14 protein-coding genes are annotated in these 19,221 nt (G+C 70.1%); 11 read left to right on the forward strand and 3 right to left on the reverse strand.

The window, feature by feature from the left end:
* Positions 1-42 precede the first annotated feature (42 nt).
* The gene (gene aspS, locus AC3WRT_RS12885; RefSeq protein ID WP_492722466.1) at positions 43-1,872 is read left to right on the forward strand and encodes an aspartate--tRNA ligase; all 1,830 of its coding nucleotides are present in this window, start codon (positions 43-45) and stop codon (positions 1,870-1,872) included.
* A gap of 69 nt (positions 1,873-1,941) precedes the next feature.
* Here aspS and AC3WRT_RS12890 read toward each other — a convergent pair whose 3' ends face one another.
* The 3 genes from AC3WRT_RS12890 to AC3WRT_RS12900 are packed head-to-tail and all read right to left on the reverse strand — an operon-like array spanning position 1,942 to position 5,721.
* Positions 1,942-2,709, reverse strand: a complete 768-nt coding sequence (locus AC3WRT_RS12890) for a class I SAM-dependent methyltransferase (protein WP_492722467.1) — start codon at positions 2,707-2,709, stop codon at positions 1,942-1,944.
* 55 nt (positions 2,710-2,764) lie between these two features.
* On the reverse strand, positions 2,765-3,529 hold the full coding sequence (locus tag AC3WRT_RS12895; RefSeq protein ID WP_492722469.1) for a GNAT family N-acetyltransferase: 765 nt from the start codon (positions 3,527-3,529) through the stop codon (positions 2,765-2,767).
* A complete protein-coding gene (locus tag AC3WRT_RS12900; RefSeq protein ID WP_492722471.1) occupies positions 3,526-5,721 on the reverse strand; it encodes an MMPL family transporter in 2,196 nt (731 codons plus the stop codon). Before AC3WRT_RS12900 ends, AC3WRT_RS12895 begins: the two co-directional genes overlap by 4 nt.
* Positions 5,722-5,738: 17 nt before the next feature.
* On the opposite strand from AC3WRT_RS12900, the gene AC3WRT_RS12905 reads away from it, so the two are divergent.
* From AC3WRT_RS12905 to AC3WRT_RS12950, 10 genes are all read left to right on the forward strand, one after another.
* Positions 5,739-7,145, forward strand: a complete 1,407-nt coding sequence (locus AC3WRT_RS12905) for a replication-associated recombination protein A (protein ID WP_492722472.1) — start codon at positions 5,739-5,741, stop codon at positions 7,143-7,145.
* A 309-nt stretch (positions 7,146-7,454) separates the two neighbouring features.
* On the forward strand, positions 7,455-8,453 hold the full coding sequence (locus AC3WRT_RS12910) for an ABC transporter permease (protein ID WP_492722474.1): 999 nt from the start codon (positions 7,455-7,457) through the stop codon (positions 8,451-8,453).
* Between the two features lie 70 nt (positions 8,454-8,523).
* Positions 8,524-10,302: an ABC transporter substrate-binding protein gene (locus AC3WRT_RS12915; RefSeq protein ID WP_492722476.1), complete on the forward strand. Its 1,779-nt coding sequence runs from the start codon at positions 8,524-8,526 to the stop codon at positions 10,300-10,302.
* A gap of 121 nt (positions 10,303-10,423) precedes the next feature.
* Positions 10,424-11,410, forward strand: a complete 987-nt coding sequence (locus tag AC3WRT_RS12920) for an ABC transporter permease (RefSeq protein WP_492722477.1) — start codon at positions 10,424-10,426, stop codon at positions 11,408-11,410.
* On the forward strand, positions 11,407-12,480 hold the full coding sequence (locus AC3WRT_RS12925) for an ABC transporter ATP-binding protein (RefSeq protein ID WP_492722478.1): 1,074 nt from the start codon (positions 11,407-11,409) through the stop codon (positions 12,478-12,480). The genes AC3WRT_RS12920 and AC3WRT_RS12925 overlap by 4 nt, the downstream gene beginning before the upstream one ends.
* Positions 12,477-13,523, forward strand: coding sequence for an ABC transporter ATP-binding protein (locus AC3WRT_RS12930; protein WP_492722479.1), 1,047 nt, complete (start codon positions 12,477-12,479; stop codon positions 13,521-13,523). Before AC3WRT_RS12925 ends, AC3WRT_RS12930 begins: the two co-directional genes overlap by 4 nt.
* 338 nt (positions 13,524-13,861) lie before the next feature.
* A complete protein-coding gene (alaS, locus tag AC3WRT_RS12935; protein ID WP_492722481.1) occupies positions 13,862-16,534 on the forward strand; it encodes an alanine--tRNA ligase in 2,673 nt (890 codons plus the stop codon).
* Positions 16,535-16,536: 2 nt separating this feature from the next.
* Entirely contained in the window at positions 16,537-17,043 is a 507-nt protein-coding gene (gene ruvX / locus AC3WRT_RS12940) for a Holliday junction resolvase RuvX (protein WP_492722483.1), read from the forward strand.
* Positions 17,040-18,347, forward strand: coding sequence for an endolytic transglycosylase MltG (gene mltG, locus AC3WRT_RS12945; RefSeq protein ID WP_492722484.1), 1,308 nt, complete (start codon positions 17,040-17,042; stop codon positions 18,345-18,347). The genes ruvX and mltG overlap by 4 nt, the downstream gene beginning before the upstream one ends.
* The gene (locus AC3WRT_RS12950; protein ID WP_492722487.1) at positions 18,341-19,213 is read left to right on the forward strand and encodes a shikimate dehydrogenase; all 873 of its coding nucleotides are present in this window, start codon (positions 18,341-18,343) and stop codon (positions 19,211-19,213) included. The genes mltG and AC3WRT_RS12950 overlap by 7 nt, the downstream gene beginning before the upstream one ends.
* Positions 19,214-19,221 lie beyond the last annotated feature (8 nt).

Below are 19,221 nucleotides of genomic sequence, written 5' to 3' on the forward strand. Positions count from 1 at the left end.
GTGGCCACGCGCCACCCGACCACGTCCCCGGAAGGACCCTCCGTGCTCCGCACTCACGAGGCCGGCACTCTCCGTGCCGACCACGCAGGCCAGACCGTCACCCTCACCGGCTGGGTGGCGCGGCGCCGAGACCATGGCGGCGTCGCCTTCCTCGACCTGCGCGACGCCTCGGGTGTGGCGCAGGTCGTCGCCCGCGACGAGGTCCTGGCGCAGGGCGGTGCCCATGACGTCCGCAACGAGTTCTGCGTCAAGGTCACCGGTGAGGTGCGTGAGCGCCCCGCGGGCAACGCCAACCCCGACCTGCCGACCGGCGACATCGAGGTCATCGTCAGCGAGCTCGAGGTGCTCAACCCCTCGGCGCCGCTGCCGTTCCAGATCGACGAGCGAGTCACCGTCGGCGAGGAGGCGCGCCTCAAGCACCGCTACCTCGACCTGCGCCGTCCTGGAGCCAGCTCGGCCGGCGCCGCGATCCGTCTGCGCTCCAAGGTGAACGCCGCTGCCCGGGCGGTTCTGGGGGAGCGCGACTTCGTCGAGATCGAGACCCCGACCCTGACCAGGTCGACGCCCGAGGGCGCCCGCGACTTCCTCGTGCCGGCCCGTCTCGCGCCGGGCTCCTGGTACGCCCTGCCGCAGAGCCCCCAGTTGTTCAAGCAGCTGCTCATGGTGGCCGGCATGGAGCGCTACTACCAGATCGCCCGCTGCTACCGCGACGAGGACTTCCGCGCCGACCGCCAGCCGGAGTTCACCCAGCTCGACATCGAGATGAGCTTCGTCGACCAGGACGACATCATCGAGCTCGGCGAGTCGATCATCTCCGCGCTGTGGCGCCTGATCGGCGTCGAGCTCGACGCGCCCTTCCCGCGGATGACCTACGCCGACGCGATGGCCCGCTACGGCTCCGACAAGCCCGACCTGCGGTTCGGCAACGAGCTCGTCGAGTGCACGGACTACTTCAAGGACACGACCTTCCGCGTCTTCCAGGCCGACTACGTCGGGGCGGTCGTCATGCCCGGCGGAGCCGGCCAGCCGCGCAAGCAGCTCGACGCCTGGCAGGAGTGGGCCAAGCAGCGCGGAGCCCGCGGCCTCGCGTACGTCCTCGTCCAGGAGGACGGCCAGCTCGGTGGCCCGGTCGCCAAGAACCTCACCGACGCCGAGCGCGCCGGTCTCGCCGCCCAGGTCGGAGCCCAACCCGGGGACTGCATCTTCTTCGCGGCCGGTGCGTCAAAGCCCTCGCGGGCCCTGCTCGGTGCCGCCCGTCTCGAGATCGGCCGCCGCTGCGGACTGATCGACGAGTCGGCCTGGAGCTTCCTCTGGGTCGTCGACGCGCCGCTCTTCGAGCCGGCCGCCGACGCCGTTGCATCCGGTGACGTCGCTGTGGGCGCCGGCGCCTGGACGGCCGTGCACCATGCCTTCACCTCGCCGAAGCCCGAGTTCCTCGACACCTTCGACACCGACCCGGGTCCGGCGCTGGCGTACGCGTACGACATCGTCTGCAACGGCAACGAGATCGGTGGCGGCTCGATCCGAATCCACCGGCGCGACGTCCAGGAACGGGTCTTCAGGGTCATGGGCCTCTCCGAGGAGGACGCGCAGGAGAAGTTCGGCTTCCTGCTCGACGCCTTTGCCTTCGGCGCCCCGCCGCACGGCGGCATCGCCTTCGGCTGGGACCGCATCGTCTCGCTCCTCGCGGGCACCGACTCCATTCGCGACGTCATCGCCTTCCCGAAGTCCGGCGGCGGCTATGACCCGCTGACCGCCGCGCCGGCCCCGATCACGCCCGAGCAGCGCAAGGAGGCCGGCGTCGACGCCGAGCCGGCCGCCTCGGCACCTGCGCCGCAGGGCGCACCCGAGGTCAGCCCAGCGCGGAGCTGAGACCCGCGGGGCGGGCCAGGTCGCCCCGCCCCGCCTCACTCTTTGGCCCGCCGCGGACCGGCACCGGATCTATGGCGTGCCGCACCGGCGGGCGAGGTGGACCGTGACGTCGGCGTCCAGCTCGACCGCCTCCGGCAGCACCTGCAGGATCGCCTCGAAGGCCCGCCGCCGAACCGTCGGCGGCAGCTGCAGGTAGGCGGAGATGGTCGACAGGTGGCCCACGTAGTCGCCGGCACTCACCGACAGGCGACGTTCGATGACCGACTGCCTGACATCGGAGAACAGCGGTGACTGCTGCAGCTCGGTCCCCGGCCACTGCATCGTGTCCTCGGGCGGCGTCCCGTCCGGGGAGGGGATCTCATCGCTGTCCAGGAAGGGCGCGCGCGCCGCGTGCACCGCGGCTGCAACAGCGGGGTCAGCGAGCTGCACCGGTCCACCGAACGAGGCGAACACCCCGTCGGCATCGAGCAGCGCAGCGACCCGGGACCACCGGCCCTCGGGGCGGGTCCAGTGCAACGCGGCCGCGGCGTAGACCAGCCCGTAGGACTGGCCCGGACGGAGGTCCTCGAGCGTGGCCTGGACGGTCCCGACCGACGGGGGCACGTGGCGGCGCAGCTCCTCGAGCATGCCGCCGTCAGGCTCGGTGGCCGTCACGTGGATGCCCCTTCGAGCGCACAGACGCGTCGCCTTGCCCGTCCCGGCGCCGATCTCCAGCGCGCTGGTGAGCGGCCGGCCTAGGTAGGCCGCCACCGTGTGGAAGAGCTCGTCGGGATAACCGGGCCGGAAGCGTTCGTATGCCTCGGCGACGGCTCCGAAGCTCAGCGCGCGACGAGCCATGCTGACCACCCTCTCATCAACACGGTGAGCTCCTTTGCGAGACAAGGCTGTTCGGTCAGCGGCCGAGAACGACCGGGCGGCTCGACCAGGCACAGACACGGTCATAGCCGAGCGAGAGGTAGAGGCTGCGCGCCACCGCGTTGTGGGAGTACATGCCGAGGGTGCAGACACCGGTCTCCGCGACCGCCAGACGCATGACCGCAGCGACGATCGTGCGGCCGAGCCCCTGACCCCGCAAGCTGGTGTCGACGGCGACGGACGACAGGTGCGGCGCGCCGGCCCGCGTCGTGCCCCACGCGGCGACGGCGGACAGCGACCCACCGGGCTGCTCCACCGCGAACCAGCGTTCGCCCTGGGCTGGCTCGGTGTCCGCGGTGGGGGAGTGCACGTCGAGGAACGCGCGGATCTCCGCAGCCCGCGCGACGTCGTCGATCGGCAGCACCCGCTCGTGTGAGGCGTGCTCGTCCGGGGCGGTCGTGGTGTGGAACCACTCCCAGTCGCCGCCGTCCATGACGCGGTAGCGCTCCCGGAGCCACGGCTCGAGGTGCTGCGGCACGGTGACGGACAGCGCCCGTCGCTCGGGCGAGACACTGGCCGCGATCTGCGGCAGGTGGTCGAGCAGCTCGATCACCCCGTCGTCGTCGCCGAGGACGTTGACGGTGTGCTGCACCTTCTTGCGGGTGCGGCGGAACGCGACGGCGTCGTGCACGCGCCACCAGGTCCCCGCCAGCTCCTCGGTGACCTCCCAACGGACGAAGGGGTGACGGCCGGTCGCGCTCAGCAGCTCGTGCAGCCCGTGCGCCGTTGCGACGGCAGTCACTCCGTGATCCCGAAGCGGTCGTGGAGGCGCCGGAGCGGCGCCGGCGCCCACCAGTTCCACCGGCCGAGCACCGTCATGGTTGCGGGGACGAGCAGCATCCGCACGAGCGTCGCGTCGATGGTTACGGCCGCCACGAGCGCCACGCCCATCTGCTTGATGATGAGGATGTCGCCGGCGACGAAACCGCCGAAGACGATGACGATGAGCAGAGCCGCCGACGTGATGATGCGACCCGTGCGCTGGAGGCCCAGCGAGACCGCGCGGTCGTTCCCGGCACCGTGCCTGTGGAACTCGACGATCCGCGCGAGGAGGAATACCTCGTAGTCCATCGACAGCCCGAACCCGAAGGCCAGCACCAGGAAGGGGACCATCGACTCCACGGCCCCGACCGACGTGAAACCGAGCAGGGCCTCGAGGTGCCCCTCCTGGAAGATCCACACGACGACGCCGAGCGCCGCCCCGAGCGAGATGACGTTGAGCAGCAACGCCTTGACCGGAAGGACCACGGAACCGGTCATGAGGAAGAGCAGGACGAACGTGCCGATCACGACGAGGGCCACGGCATACGGCGCCCGTTCAGACATCGACTCGAGGAAGTCGATCTGTCCGGCGGCCTGACCCGTGGTCAACGTCGGGAAGGGTGCTGTCGAGCCGCGGATCTCGGACACGAGGTCCTGTGCCTGCTCGGACGTCGGTCGCCCGGCGACCCGGACGTCGACGCGCTGGTCGTGGCTGCCGAGGGGGCGCACGACCAGGCCCTCGATGCCGGGACGGGTGCGGAACTGCTGGGCCCAGGAGGTGACGGCGGCGGTGTCAGGAGTCCGGGCGACCACGGTCACCTCCGGGGCGGAGAGGGCTGGGTAGTCCCGGTCGAGCTGCTCGAAGAAGACGCGCTGCGGCGCTGCCTTCGGGAGCAGCTCGGTGCCCGACGAGGTGAGCTTCATGGAGAGCGCTGGCAGGGCAAGAGTCACGAGCACCAGGACGACCCCGACGATGACGAGCACCGGTCGACGCTGCACGCCCACAGCGAGCCGGGAGAAGAACCCGACGTCAGACGTGGGCTCGACCGCCTTGCGGGACAAGCGTTTTGCTCCCACGACACACAGGGCCGGCACGAGGGTGATGGCGACGACCATGGCAACGAGCACGACGCTGACACCAGCCGTTCCGATGGCGCGCATGATCGACGCCTCGAAGATCAGCAGGCCGGCCAGGGCGATCGCGACCGTGAGTCCCGAGAAGAGCACCGTGCGCCCGGCCGTGGCGACGGTGCGCTCGGCGGCGTGCGCGATCTCCTCGGTGCTGGGCACGCGGTGCTGTGAGTGCGCGAGCTCCTCACGGAAGCGGCTCACGGTGAGCAGGCCGTAGTCGATGGACAGTCCGAGACCGAGCAGGGTCACGATGTTGACGACGGTCGCGTCCAGCTCGACGGCGTGGGAGAAGCCGAAGAGCGACAGCAGGGCTCCACCGATCGAGACGATCGCTCCGACGATCGGCATGCCGGCCGCGACGAAGCCGCCGAAGACGAAGAACATGACGAGGAAGGTGAGCGGCAGGGCGATGCCCTCGCCGCGGAGCAGGTCGCGCTCGACCGTCGTCGTGATGGCAGAGATCACCTTGCTCGTGCTGCCGACGGACCCCTTCGCGTCCATGGCCGTGGCTACGGCGAGCAGCCCCGTCTCGGCCTGCTCCTCGGCCGCGTCCTGGGCGGCCTTGTCGAGACCCGGTTCGAAGTCGACCACCGTGACGAACCCTCCCGCAGCCGGGGTCCCGCTCGCGAGCAGCGGCGCCACGGAAGGGTCGGTCACCCCGCCCGGCGCCAGCAGCGGGGAGCGCACGCTCCTGACGCCCGGGACCTGCGCGATCTTGCCGGTCGCGGCCACGCCGTCCCGGACGGTCGCGGCGTCCCTCAGGTCGGCCCCGGTCACCTGCATCGTCAACGTCTGCAACGCGGGCTGGCTCTCGGCGATGACCTCCTGCGCCTGTGACGACTCGGACCCGACGGTCGGGGCGCCGGAGTGGAGGCGCTCGAAGAGCGACTCCCCGGTCACCCCGCCCACGGCCACGGCGAAGCACGCGACCGCGACGACGGCCCAGGCGGCCACCCAGGACCGGGGATGGCGCGCGATGAGGGCCCCGAGACGAGCCAGCCGGGTGGGCCGGGACGGGGCCGCGGGTGAGGGGTTCTGCACGCGGTTAGCCTTCCACAGTGACGTCGAACAGCACGGACGACCTCTTCGGAGCGGCCTCCGCCGCCGAGCGCGGCGACCAGCCGGCATCCGCGGGAGTTGCACCGCTCGCGGTCAGGATGCGCCCACGTTCGCTCGACGAGGTCCGCGGCCAGGTGAAGGTGCTGCGCCCCGGCAGCCCGCTGCGCCGGCTCATCGAGGGGTCCGGCGGTGCGGCCGGTCCGCTGTCCGCCATTCTCTGGGGGCCACCCGGCACGGGCAAGACGACGCTGGCCCACCTCGTCGCGACCGCGGCGGGCCGGCGCTTCGTCGAGCTGTCGGCAGTGACCGCCGGCGTCAAGGACGTGCGGTCGGTGATGGAGTCTGCCGTTCGGGAGCGCGACCTCTATGCGCGCCAGACAGTGCTCTTCCTCGACGAGATCCACCGCTTCACCAAGGCCCAGCAGGACGCGCTGCTGCCGGGGGTCGAGAACCGCACCGTCATCCTCGTGGCGGCCACGACCGAGAACCCGTCCTTCAGCATCATCTCGCCGCTGCTCTCCCGCTCGGTGCTCGTGACGCTCGAGTCGCTGTCCGACGAGGAGATCGCCGACCTGCTCGGCGCGGCGCTCACCGACGAGCGCGGGTTCGCCGGCGAGCACACGCTCGCTGCGGACGCCACCGACCACCTCGTGCGCATCGCCGGTGGCGACGCGCGCCGGGCCCTGACCTCCCTCGAGGCGGCCGCCGGGGTGGCACTGGACGCCCAGCCCGCCGGGCGCCTCTCGGACGACCCCGTCGAGATCACCCTCGCCCACGTGGAGCAGGCCGTCGCCCAGGCGGCCGTGCGCTACGACCGGGCCGGCGACCAGCACTACGACGTGGCGAGCGCGCTCATCAAGTCGATGCGCGGCAGCGACGTCGACGCGGCGCTGCACTACCTCGCCCGAATGCTCGAGGCGGGGGAGGACCCCCGGTTCATCGCCCGCCGCATCGTCATCTCCGCGAGCGAGGACGTCGGCATGGGGGACCCGACGGCCCTGCAGACAGCCGTGGCCGCGATGCATGCGGTGGCCCAGATCGGCATGCCGGAGGCGCGGATCATCCTCGCCCAGGCGGTGGTGCACAACGCCATGGCACCCAAGTCCAACGCGGCATACCTCGGGATCAACGAGGCCATCGCCGACGTACGCGCGGGACGCGGTGGCGTCGTGCCCGCCCACCTGCGGGGGAGTGGCTACGCGGGGGCCGAGCGCCTCGGCCACGGGAAGGGATACGTCTACGCGCACGACGAGCCCGACGGCGTGGCCGCCCAGCAGTACCTTCCCGACGACCTGCACGACGCCGTCAGCTACTACCGGCCCACGGATCGCGGGTTCGAGGAACGGCTGCGTGCACGCTGGGAGTGGCTCTCGACCAGGCTTGGACGCACCCGCGGGGAGCAGTGACCCAGCCCCAGCGGGGCCTCCCGAAAGGCCCCGGTCGGGCATTGTTTCGGCCACTTTGGAGCCGTCCGGACATTGTGTGGCGAGAAGGGGTGCTCGGTAACGATTTGTCATCCATGCACGTCTCGATGCTTGGACAGGGGAAGACTGTGTGGCAGGCTCACGTCGTCCCGGCGAGGTCGCGAGCCCATGATCAGGCACGCCTCCCGAGGGCGACCCGGTGACCAAGCCCCGGGTCGGATGTGATCCCACAAGGATGGAGACAACGCGTTGAACGCAATGCCGGAGCCCTCAGCAGGGACGCTGATCGAGGTGTCCGAGGAGGAGCCTTCGACGGCGGTCCGCGGGCACCAGGACGTTCGCACCGGTCGGTCGCCGGGTCAGGTGGCCTGGGCCCGGCTGAAGCAGGACAAGGTCGCGATCGTCTGTTCCGTCATCATCCTGTTCTTCCTGCTCGTCGCGATCTTCGCGCCGCTGCTCGTGTCGCTCGAGGCCGTCGACCCCATCACCAAGGCCAAAGCCGATGTGGGCACGGTGCACACCGAGCTCGTCGACTTCAACGGTCTGCCGACGGTCGGCGCGAGCTCCGCCCACTGGCTGGGTGTCGAGCCGCGACTCGGGCGTGACCTCTTCGCACGTTGGGCCTACGGCGCCCGTCCATCGCTCATCATCGGCTTCGTCGCCGCCCTGGCTTCCACGGTGCTGGGTGTGACCCTCGGACTGGTTGCCGGCTACCTCGGCGGCAAGGCCGACAAGATCGTCTCGTGGATCATCGACTTCTTCCTGTCGCTGCCGATCCTGCTGCTCGTGCTCGCGATCATCCCGATCATGCAGAAGCGCCTCGCCGCCGGCGGTGACCTCACGGCCGACGAGACCTCGACGATCCGCTTCTGGGTGCTCATCGTCATCCTCGTCGTCTTCGGCTGGATGGGCTTGGCGCGTCTGGTGCGTGGTGAGGTCAAGAGCCTGCGGGAGCGGGAGTTCGTGCAGGCCGCACGGGCCATCGGCGTGCCGACCCGCTCGATCCTCTTCCGGGAGATCCTGCCCAACCTCGTCGGCCCGATCATCGTCTCCGCCTCGATCGCCGTGCCGGCCTACATCACCTACGAGGCCACCCTGAGCTACCTCGGTGCCGGTCTCGTCGAGCCGACCGCGTCGTGGGGTCGCACGATCGCCGACGCACAGAACCTCTTCGCCACGTATCCGCTGTGGCTCTGGCCGTCGGTCATCGGCCTGTCGCTGCTCGTCCTCGCCTTGAGCCTGCTCGGCGACTCGATCCGTGACGCCTTCGACCCCTCCAGCCGCCGCTGACCCCACCGGGTCCGGCCAACAGATGTTCCCGGCAAAACGCCGGGACAAGCACAAAAGGGAGCAAACAACAATGCGCTGGACCAAAGTCCTGACCGTGGGAGCCGCGGCATCCCTCGGCTTCGTCGCGGCCTGCGGCGCCCCGGCCGCCACCAACGGCGGTGCCGGCAACGGCACCAACGGCAACGGCGGCAAGGTCGACCAGGCGGGCGCCGCCCTCGACCCGAACGCCAAGGGCCCGGCCCCGGAGGTCCCGGGTGCGAAGCGCGGCGGCATCCTCACGGTGCCCTACGCCACCACGCCGGCCAACATGGACCCGAGCGACCAGTTCTACCAGGACACGGCGGTCATCTTCTCGCTGACGCACCGCGCCCTCACGACCTACGTCGCCCGCGACGGCAAGCAGGTGCTCGTGCCGGACCTCGCGACCGACCTCGGCAAGGCGTCCGAGGACGGCCTCACGTGGACGTTCACCCTCAAGGACGGCGTCAAGTACGAGGACGGCACGCCCGTCAAGGCGCAGGACATCGTCTTCGCGGCGAAGCGTTCGTTCGACCCCGACCTGGCCGCCAACGGCCCGACGTACCAGCGCGAGTTCTTCAAGGGTGGCGCCGACTACCAGGGCCCCTACAAGGGCGACAAGAACTGGAAGGGTGTCGAGGCCACCGACGACAAGACGGTCGTCTTCCACCTCGAGAAGCGCTTCGAGACGCTGCCCTACTTCGTCTCCTTCAACCAGTTCACGCCGATCCCCGAGGCGAAGGACAAGAAGGCCGACTACCAGCTCCACCCGCTCGCCACCGGCCCGTACATGTTCGACAAGTACACCCCGGGCACCGAGCTGGTCCTGAAGCGCAACCCCAACTGGGACGCCAAGACCGACCCGGCGCGTCACGACTACCCGGACGGCTTCCACTTCAAGTGGGGCGTCGACACGATCAAGACGCAGACGGCCATCCTCGCCTCCAACGGCGACGACGCCACGAGCCTCAACTGGGACCCGATCGACTCGTCGCTCATCCCGCAGATCGAGGGCGACAAGAAGGCCCAGTTCGAGGAGGGCCCGTCCTCCTGCGTCCTGATGATCAACCTGGACGCCCGCAAGATCCCGGCGCCGGTGCGCAAGGCGATCGCCGTGGCGTGGCCGTTCGACTCGATCCACAAGGCCGGCGGTGAGACGACCCACTCGTTCTCGCCCGCCAGCTCCATCATCCCGCCGCAGATCGCCGGTCACCTCGACTACACGGCCGAGGCTGCCCCCGGCTTCAAGATGAACGGCCAGGGCGACGGCAACGCCGAAGAGGCCAAGAAGATGCTCGCCGCTGCCGGTTACGGCCCCGACAAGCCCTTCGAGCTCGTCTACTACTACACCAACGACGACGACATCGCGCAGAAGGTCAACCAGGTCCGCAAGCAGAAGCTGCAGGCCGCGGGCTTCAAGGTGCAGGACATCGGTGCCCCGGGAGCCGAGCGTCGCAAGCTCGTCGGCGACCCCAAGGGCAAGTACAACATGCTCCAGTCGCCGCGTGGATGGTGCTTCGACTGGCCGTCCGCCGACTCCATCATCCCGCCCACCTTCGGCACGATCGCCCTCTCGCAGGGTGGTACGACCTTCGGTAACTTCTCCGACGCCAAGATCGACGCCGAGATCAAGCGCATCCAGCAGCTCTCGATCACGGAGCAGGGCCCGGAGTGGGGCAAGATGGACAAGTGGCTGACCGAGACCTACCTCCTGGCCATCCCGGACAACAACGACAAGGGCAACTCGGTCTTCGGCACGAAGGTCAAGAACGTCCACAACAACCCGAACAAGGGCATGCCGGACCTCACCGACGTGTGGCTCGACCAGTAAGTCGGCGGTGACGGCGCCCCCTCGGGGGCGCCGGATCTGATCTGACGGCCGTGGTGGGGGCCCGGGGTTTCACACCCTGGACCCCCACCACCGGCGCCCGAACTCGTTTGGAAGGCAAAACGTGCTCACGTACATCCTCAGGCGGGTGGCTCTCGCCCTGAGCGTCATCCTGGCCACGCTGGTCTCGGCGTTCCTGCTCTTCTTCGCAGGTCCCTCCGACCCGGCACAGGCCATGTGTCCAGAGACCAAGTGCAACCCTGCACGGCTCCTGGCGATCACGAAGAGCATCGGGCTCGACAAGCCCCTGACGGTGCAGTTCTTCGACTACTTCAAGGGACTGTTCGCCGGTCGCGACTTCGTCTATGCCGGCGACACGGTCCACTGCGGCGCTCCCTGCCTGGGCTTCTCCTTCGTGACGCGCCGGTCGGTCAACGAGGAGCTGTTCACCCGCTTCCCGAACACCGTCGTGCTGGCCCTGATGGCCGCCGTGGTGTTCGTCACCGTCGGCGTCACTCTGGGCATCATCGCCGCGATCCGTCGCGGCAGCACCATCGACCGCGGCCTGGTGGGTGCCTCGCAGGTGCTGGGCTCCATCCCTTACTACGTGCTGGCCCTGCTCGTCGCGCTCTACCCGGTCATCCTGTGGAACGTCCTGCCGCAGTACTCCGCGATCTCCGGCGGCGTCGGGCCCTACTTCATGGGCATGCTCGCCCCGGCACTGATCCTGGGCCTCGTGACGTCGGCCTCCTACGTGCGCTACACCCGCAACTCGATGCTCGAGACGCTCTCGATGGACTACATCCGCACAGCGCGGTCCAAGGGCATCAACGAGAGCACCGTGCTGTTCAAGCACGGCTTCCGGGCCGCGATGAGCCCCATCGCCACGATCCTCGGGCTCGATATCGCCGCCCTGCTGACAGGCACCCTCATCACCGAGCAGATCTTCGGTGTCGACGGGATCGGCCGGAGAGGCCTCGCGGCGCTGAGGTCCTTCGACCTGCCGGTCATCATGGGCACCGTGCTCATCGGCGCGGTCGTCGTCGTGGTGATGAACCTCGTCGTCGACATCGCCTACTCCTTCATCGACCCGCGAGTGAGGCTCTCGTGACCGTTACGGCCACCACCACCGTCTCCACCCAGACGACCGAGGCGCACAGCGCCGGTGACGTCGTCCTGGACGTCAACGACCTCTCGGTGGCCTTCCCCACCGAGGAGGGCGTCGTCAAGGCCGTCTCCAACCTGAGCTACCAGGCGCGTCTCGGTCGCACTCTCGCCATCGTCGGCGAGTCCGGCTCCGGCAAGTCGGTCAGCAGCATGGCCGTCCTCGGCCTGCACAACCCGAAGCGCACGCAGATCACGGGCAGCATCAAGCTCGACGGCATCGAGCTCGTCGGCGCCCCGTCCTCGACGTTCCAGAGGATCCGCAGCACCAAGGCCGCCATGGTCTTCCAGGACCCACAGAGCTCGCTGCACCCGTTCCACAAGGTCGGCAAGCAGATCGCCGAGGCCTACCAGGCGCACCACAAGGTCAGCAAGCAGGTCGCGTTCAAGCGCGCGGTCGAGATGCTCGACCTCGTCGGCATCCCGAACCCGCAGCGGCGCGCGAACTCCTACCCGCACGAGTTCTCTGGCGGCATGCGCCAGCGCGCCATGATCGCGCTCGGCCTGGTCAACAATCCGAAGCTGCTCATCGCCGACGAGCCGACGACGGCTCTGGACGTCACCGTCCAGGCGCAGATCCTCGACCTCGTCAACGACCTGCAGAAGGAGTTCGGCTCCGCGGTCATCCTCATCACGCACGACCTCGCCGTCGTCGCCGAGACGGCCGACGACATCCTGGTGATGTATGCCGGTCGAGGCGTCGAGAAGGGGAGCGCCAAGGAGGTGCTGGCCCAGCCGTCCATGCCCTACACCTACGGCCTGCTCCAGTCGCTGCCCTCGCACTCCGAGGACCTCGAGGAGCTCAAGGCGATCAAGGGCACCCCGCCCAGCCTGCTCAACCTGCCCTCAGGCTGCTCCTTCCATCCGCGCTGCGAGTTCAAGAGCCAGGTGCCGGGAGAGGCGTGCTTCACCGAGCTGCCCCAGCTGCGCCCGGCCCCGGGCCTGCACAACCGTGAGATCCGCTGCCACCTGGTCGACCCCGTGGCCACGCTGCAGCACGATGAGGGAGTCCGATGAGCGACCAGACCCTGCTCAAGGTCACCGACCTCCAGCGCCACTTCCCCTTCCGCGAGGTCCAGGGCCTGCGGATGGTCAAGGCGACGGTCAAGGCTGTCGACGGCATCAGCTTCACCGTCAAGGAGGGGCAGACCCTCGGCCTCGTGGGTGAGTCCGGCTGCGGCAAGTCGACGACGTCGCGCCTCGTGACGCGCCTCGATGAGCCCACCGGGGGCACCATCGAGTTCGGCGGGCGTGACATCACGCACCTGAAGGAGCACGAGCTGCGCGACATCCGCCGCGACGTGCAGATGATCTTCCAGGACCCCTACTCCTCCCTGAACCCGCGCCAGACGGTCGGAGCCGTCCTCAGCACGCCGCTGCGCGTGCACGGCCTCCACAAGGGCAAGGAGAAGGCCCGGGTCCAGGAGCTGCTCGAGCTGGTCGGCCTCAACCCCGAGCACATCAACCGCTACCCGTCGGAGTTCTCGGGCGGGCAGCGCCAGCGCATCGGCATCGCCCGCGCGCTGGCCGTCGAGCCGAAGCTGATCATCGCCGACGAGCCGGTCTCGGCGCTTGACGTGTCGATCCAGGCGCAGGTGATGAACCTGCTGTCGAAGCTGCGCAACGAGCTCGACCTCGCCTTCATCTTCGTCGCGCACGACCTCGGCGTCGTCCGTCACTTCTGCGACCAGGTCGCGGTCATGTACCTCGGCAAGATCGTCGAGTACGGCGACAAGAAGAAGATCTACGAGGCCCCCGAGCACCCGTACACGCAGGCCCTGCTGTCGGCAGCGCCCGACATCAACGTCGCGCGCGGCATCGCTCCCAGGGAGCGCATCCGCCTCGTGGGTGACGTGCCGAGCCCGATCGACCCGCCGAGCGGCTGCCACTTCCGCACCCGGTGCTGGAAGGCGCAGGACGTCTGTGCCCAGCAGGAGCCGCCGCTCGTGTCGGCGACGGCCGACCAGTCGACGCGCACCTTCCGCGAGGGCGGAGTCCACCTGCAGGCCTGCCACTTCCCCGAGGTCAGGACCGACCTCGTCGCCGAGGTGCCGGTCTGACCCGTCACAGACGGCTTTCGAGCACGTATGCCGCTGGGCCGGCTCCCGCACGGGGGCCGGCCCAGCGCCATACCCGGGCCGCGCCGGTGGGCCCACCTGAGCAGGTCCGTTAGGGTTGGACCACCTCGGCGCGAGCGTGCGCCGACGACCGAAGGACGATGAACGTGGCCCAGAAGGGACCCAGGCCGACCGCGCGGCGCGGCCTGCAGCAGGCGCGGCGAGCTCTCCGGGGGTCAGCCGCGCCCCAGTGAGGCGCAGGGCTGACCCCGCCCCGCCTGCCCGTCCCGACCTGCGACGGGCCTCCCGCAAGACCACACCGTCGAACGCAAGGACGCATCATGGAAACCGCTGAGATCAGGCGTCGCTGGCTCTCCTTCTTCGGCAGCCGCGGCCACACCGTCGTGCCGAGCGCCCCGCTCGTGCACGAGGACCCCAACCTGCTGTTCGTCAACGCCGGCATGGTCCCCTTCAAGCCCTACTTCCTCGGCCAGGAGACCCCGCAGTTCACGCGCGCCACGAGCGTGCAGAAGTGCGTGCGCACCCTCGACATCGAGGAGGTCGGCAAGACGACCCGACACGGCACGTTCTTCCAGATGAACGGCAACTTCAGCTTCGGTGACTACTTCAAGGAAGGCGCGATCGAGCTCGCCTGGGAGCTGATCACCCGCAGCCAGGCCGACGGTGGCCTCGGCTTCGACGAGAAGGACCTCTACGCGTCCGTCTACCACGAGGACGACGAGGCGATCGCGCTCTGGAAGAAGATCGCGGGCCTCGGTGACGACCGCATCGTGCGTCTCGGGCGCAAGGACAACTACTGGAACATGGGCGTCGCGGGCCCGGGCGGTCCGTGCTCGGAGATCCTGCTCGACCGCGGGCCCGAGTTCGGCGCCGACGGCGACTGGGAGGCGGGCGACCGCTACCTCGAGTTCTGGAACCTCGTGTTCATGCAGTACGAGCTCGAGAACGTCAGGTCCAAGGAGGACTTCGACATCGCGGGCGACCTGCCCAAACGCAACATCGACACCGGTATGGGTCTCGAGCGCGTGGCCTTCCTGCTGCAGGGAGTCGACAACATCTACGAGACCGACGAGGTCTTCCCGGTCATCGCGGCGGCGGAGGACCTGACCGGCCGCCGCTACGGCGCGGACCACGAGGACGACGTCCGCTTCCGCGTGGTGGCCGACCACGTCCGCAGCTCGCTCATGCTCATCGGTGACGGCGTCACGCCGGGCAACGAGGGGCGCGGCTATGTGCTGCGCCGGCTGCTGCGACGCGCGGTCCGCTCGATGCGCCTGCTGGGCGTGGACGCGCCGACCCTCGAGCAGCTGCTGCCCGTCAGCATGGAGCGGATGAAGGCGTCATACCCGGAGCTCGAGACCGACTTCCACCGGATCAGCCAGGTCGCGTACGCCGAGGAGGACGCCTTCCGACGCACGCTCAGCTCCGGCACGACCATCCTCGACACCGCTGTGGCGCGGGCGAAGTCGTCCGGTGCCACCACCCTTGGCGGCGCCGAGGCGTTCGCGCTGCACGACACCTATGGCTTCCCGATCGACCTGACGCTCGAGATGGCCGGTGAGCAGGGGCTGCAGGTCGACGAGGCCGGCTTCCGCCGGCTCATGGCCGAGCAGCGCGACCGTGCCAAGGCGGACGCGAGGGCGAAGAGGTCGGCGCACGGTGACACGAGCGTCTACCGCCAGCTGTCGGACGGGCTCGGCCGTGACGTCGAGTTCACCGGCTACGACCAGGTCGTGACCGACACGCGCGTGCGTGGACTGATCCGTGACGGCGTCGTCGTCGACCGGGTCGCCCCCGGCGAGGAGATCGAGGTCGTCCTCGACCGGACCCCGCTCTACGCCGAGTCCGGCGGACAACAGGCCGACCACGGCCGCATCCGGCTCGCGAACGGTGCGCTCCTCGAGGTCACCGACGTCCAGCGGCCGATCACAGGGCTCGTCGTGCACCGCGCCAGGGTGCTCGAGGGCGAGGCGGGGCTCGGGGAGGACGCGGAGGCCGAGGTCGACGTCGTGCGACGCCGGTCCATCTCTCGCGCCCACACGGCGACCCACATGGTGCACCAGGCGCTGCGCGACGAGCTCGGCGACACTGCGACGCAGGCCGGCTCGGAGAACTCTCCCGGGCGGCTGCGCTTCGACTTCAAGTCGCTGCAGGCGGTCCCCGCGGCCGCGATGGGCGAGATCGAGGCGCGGATCAACTCCGTGCTGCTCGACGACCTGCCCGTCACCGCCGACATCATGGCCATCGACGCCGCGAAGCGGCTCGGGGCCATGGCGCTGTTCGGCGAGAAGTACGGCGAGCGCGTACGCGTCGTGTCCATCGGCGAGTGGTCGCGCGAGCTGTGCGTCGGCACGCACACGCCCCGGGTCGGCCAGATCGGCGTCGTCAAGCTGCTCGGCGAGTCCTCGATCGGCTCCGGCGTGCGGCGCGTGGAGGCGCTGGTCGGCGCCGATGCGTACTCCCACCTCGCCCGTGAGGCGACGATCGTCAGCCAGCTCACCGACACCCTCGGGGTGCGGCGTGACGAGCTGCCCGACCGCATCGCCACCATCCTCGGACGTCTGCGTGATGCCGAGAAGGAGATCGCGGCGGTGCGCCAGAGCCAGGTGCTCGGGGCCGCCGCCGGGCTCGTGGCGACCGCGCGCGACATCGGCGGAGTGAGCTTCGCCAGCCACGACGCCGGCGACGGCGTCACCGGTGACGACCTGCGCAAGCTGGTCACCGACGTCCGGGGTCGCCTCGGCAACGACCGTCCGGTCCTGGTGTCCATGGCGGCCGTGTCGGCCGGTCGGCCGGTCGTCATCGTCGCGACCAACCAGCGTGCCCGAGACGCCGGCCTGCGCGCCGGGGCGTTCGTCAAGGTCGCCGCACAGGCGCTCGGCGGCGGCGGCGGCGGCAAGGACGACCTCGCCCAGGGCGGTGGCACCGACCCGACTCGCGTGTCGGCAGCCCTCGGAGCGGTCGAGGACCAGCTTCGCGGCTGGGGCGCCTGACGTTGGACGACGCCCGATCCCGCCGCGGGGCACGCATCGGCGTCGACGTGGGCCTCGCCCGCGTCGGCGTCGCCGCGTCCGACTCCTCCGGGACGTTCGCGCACCCCGTGCGCACCCTTTCCCGGGATGCGGACGCCGACTCCGACGTCGAGGCCGTCGTCGCCCTGGCCCTCGAGCTCGAAGCCATCGAGGTGGTGGTGGGGCTGCCCCGACTGCTCTCCGGCGAGGAGGGGGAGGCGGCCCGCCTGGCCCGCGACTACGCCGGTCGGCTCGCGGCTCGACTGGGTAGTGTTGGGGTGCGTATGGTCGATGAACGCTTGACCACCGTGGATGCGCACCGCAGACTACGCGAGAGCGGGGTCCCGGGCAGGGGGCAACGGGCTGTCGTCGATCAGGCCGCCGCGGTGCTCATCCTGCAGTCGGCCCTCGACACCGAGGCGCTCTCGGGCAGGCCGCCAGGGGAAATCGTCACGCCGGGGGGCAAACGGAAGAAGGAACGTCGTCGATGAAGGACCACCTTGAGTCATCGATCTTCGGCGACCACGAGGACACCCTCGAGCACGAGGAGTACGTCGACCACGTCGACAACGTCGATCATGTCGAGCACCTCGAGCAGACGGGAGCCGCCCAGGCCGGGCCGCCGGCGGCCGGGCCGACCCTGAGCCGTCGGGAGATGCGTGAGCAGGAGCTGGCAGCCCGCCGCCGGAGCGGCCGTCGCGCCGCCGCGGCACCGTCAGGCGGTGCTCCGTCAGGCGGTGCTCCCCGCGGCAAGCCGTCGGTGGCCCGCCGGCTCGTGGTCATCGTGCTCGCCCTGGCGGTCATCGGTGGCGGCGTCGCCGTGGCGTACAAGGCGCTGCGGCCGGTCGTCGAGACCTTCTTCGAGTCCAACGACTACGCCGGGCCCGGCTCGGGTGAGATCCGGGTGACCGTCGACCCGGGCGCCGGGGGCACCGCCATCGCCAAGACGCTCGCCGACGAGGATGTCGTGAAGTCGAGCAAGGCCTTCATCGACGCTGCCAACGGGGAGCCGAAGAGCGCCGGCATCCAGCCCGGGGTCTATGAGATGAAGAAGCAGATGAAGGCGTCCGACGCCCTCGCCATCCTGATCGACCCCAAGAACCGCGTCATCACCCGCGTCGTGATCCCCGAGGGCCTCTGGGCGAACGAGATCTTCGCCCGACTGTCGGCCACCTCCGGCATCCCGGTCGCGGAGTACACCGCCGCGGCCAAGAAGGTCTCGGAGCTCGGGCTACCGCCGTCGGCCAAGGGCAATCTCGAGGGCTACCTCTTCCCGGCCAGCTACGAGTTCGGCCCGACGTCCACGGCCCTCGACCAGATCAAGCAGATGGTCGCCGAGTCGACCAAGCGGCTTGCCGCGCTCGGCATCGCGCCCGACCAGATGGAGCGCGTCGTCACCGTGGCGAGCCTCGTGGAGGGCGAGGCCAAGACGGAGGGCGACCGCGCGAAGGTCGCCCGCGTCATCGAGAACCGCCTGGCCAGCAAGATGTCGCTCGGCATGGACTCGACGGTCAACTACATCTTCAAGAAGCGCGGCGTCCCGACGCAGGAGATGCTCGACAGCAACAGCCCGTACAACACCCGCCGTTTCCCCGGCCTGCCACCGGGTCCGATCTCCAACCCCGGTGACAGCGCGCTGGCGGCTGCGGCCAAGCCCGTGGCCGGCCCGTGGCTGTACTTCGTCACGGTCGACCTCGACACCGGTGAGACGAAGTTCGCCGCGACCTACCCGGAGCACCAGCGCAACGTCGCCCAGTTCCAGAAGTGGTGCGCGGACAACAAGGGCAAGTGCTGAGCGACGGGCAGGTCCCGGTCCGCCGCTGCGCGGTCTGGGGCAGCCCGATCGGTCACTCCCTCTCGCCGGTGCTGCACCGCGCCGCGTACGCCGACCTCGGCCTGACCGGCTGGTCCTACGAGCGGCGCGAGGTCGACGAGGCGAGCTTCGCCGCGGCGTTCGCCGGTCTCGACGACAGTTGGCGCGGCCTGTCGCTGACGATGCCGCTCAAGGAGCTCGCCCTGCGGGCGGCCACGACGGCCAACTCGGTCGCCACCGCGACTGGTGCCGCCAACACGCTCGTGCGTGACACCGCCGACCCGCCGGCCTGGGCGGCGCACAACACCGATGTCCACGGCATCACCATGGCCCTGCGACTCGCCGGGGCGGAGGGCCCGAGGAGCCTGCTCGTCGTCGGGTCGGGGGCCACGGCCCGCTCGGCGGTGGCCGCCCTGGCCACCGGCGTCCCCTCGGGCACCCCGGCCGCGGCCCGCGTGGTCTTCATGGTGCGTGACCAGGTGCGCCCGGAGACGCTCGCGCAGTCGGAGGCCGCCGGCATCACCGTCGAGGTGGTGCCGATGGGTAGGTGGGAGGCCGCCTCGGAGGTCGATGCGGTCGTGAGCACCGTGCCGGCCTCGGCGGTGACCGGACTCGAGCGCCTGCCACGGCCGCGTCCCGGCGCGCGGCTCCCGGTCCTGCTCGACGTCGTCTACGGCGCGGGCGAGACGCCGTTGCAGCTCGCCGCCCGAGGCCGCGGGTGGAGCGTGGCGGACGGCACCGACATGCTGCTGCACCAGGCCACCGAGCAGGTGCGCCTGATGACCGGTCGGACCGCACCCCTGGCGGCCATGTCGGCCGCCCTGCGCGACGCCCTCGCGGCCCGGTGATGCCGCCG

The sequence above is a fragment of the Terrabacter sp. FW104-15G4B genome (assembly GCF_058790095.1).

Excerpts from the sequence above, each read along its gene's own strand:
- AC3WRT_RS12890 (WP_492722467.1), bottom strand. The coding sequence starts at position 2,709 with ATGGCTCGTCGCGCGCTGAGCTTCGGAGCCGTCGCCGAGGCATACGAA.
- AC3WRT_RS12915 (WP_492722476.1), top strand. The coding sequence starts at position 8,524 with ATGCGCTGGACCAAAGTCCTGACCGTGGGAGCCGCGGCATCCCTCGGC.
- AC3WRT_RS12930 (WP_492722479.1), top strand. The coding sequence starts at position 12,477 with ATGAGCGACCAGACCCTGCTCAAGGTCACCGACCTCCAGCGCCACTTC.
- alaS (WP_492722481.1), top strand. The coding sequence starts at position 13,862 with ATGGAAACCGCTGAGATCAGGCGTCGCTGGCTCTCCTTCTTCGGCAGC.
- mltG (WP_492722484.1), top strand. The coding sequence starts at position 17,040 with ATGAAGGACCACCTTGAGTCATCGATCTTCGGCGACCACGAGGACACC.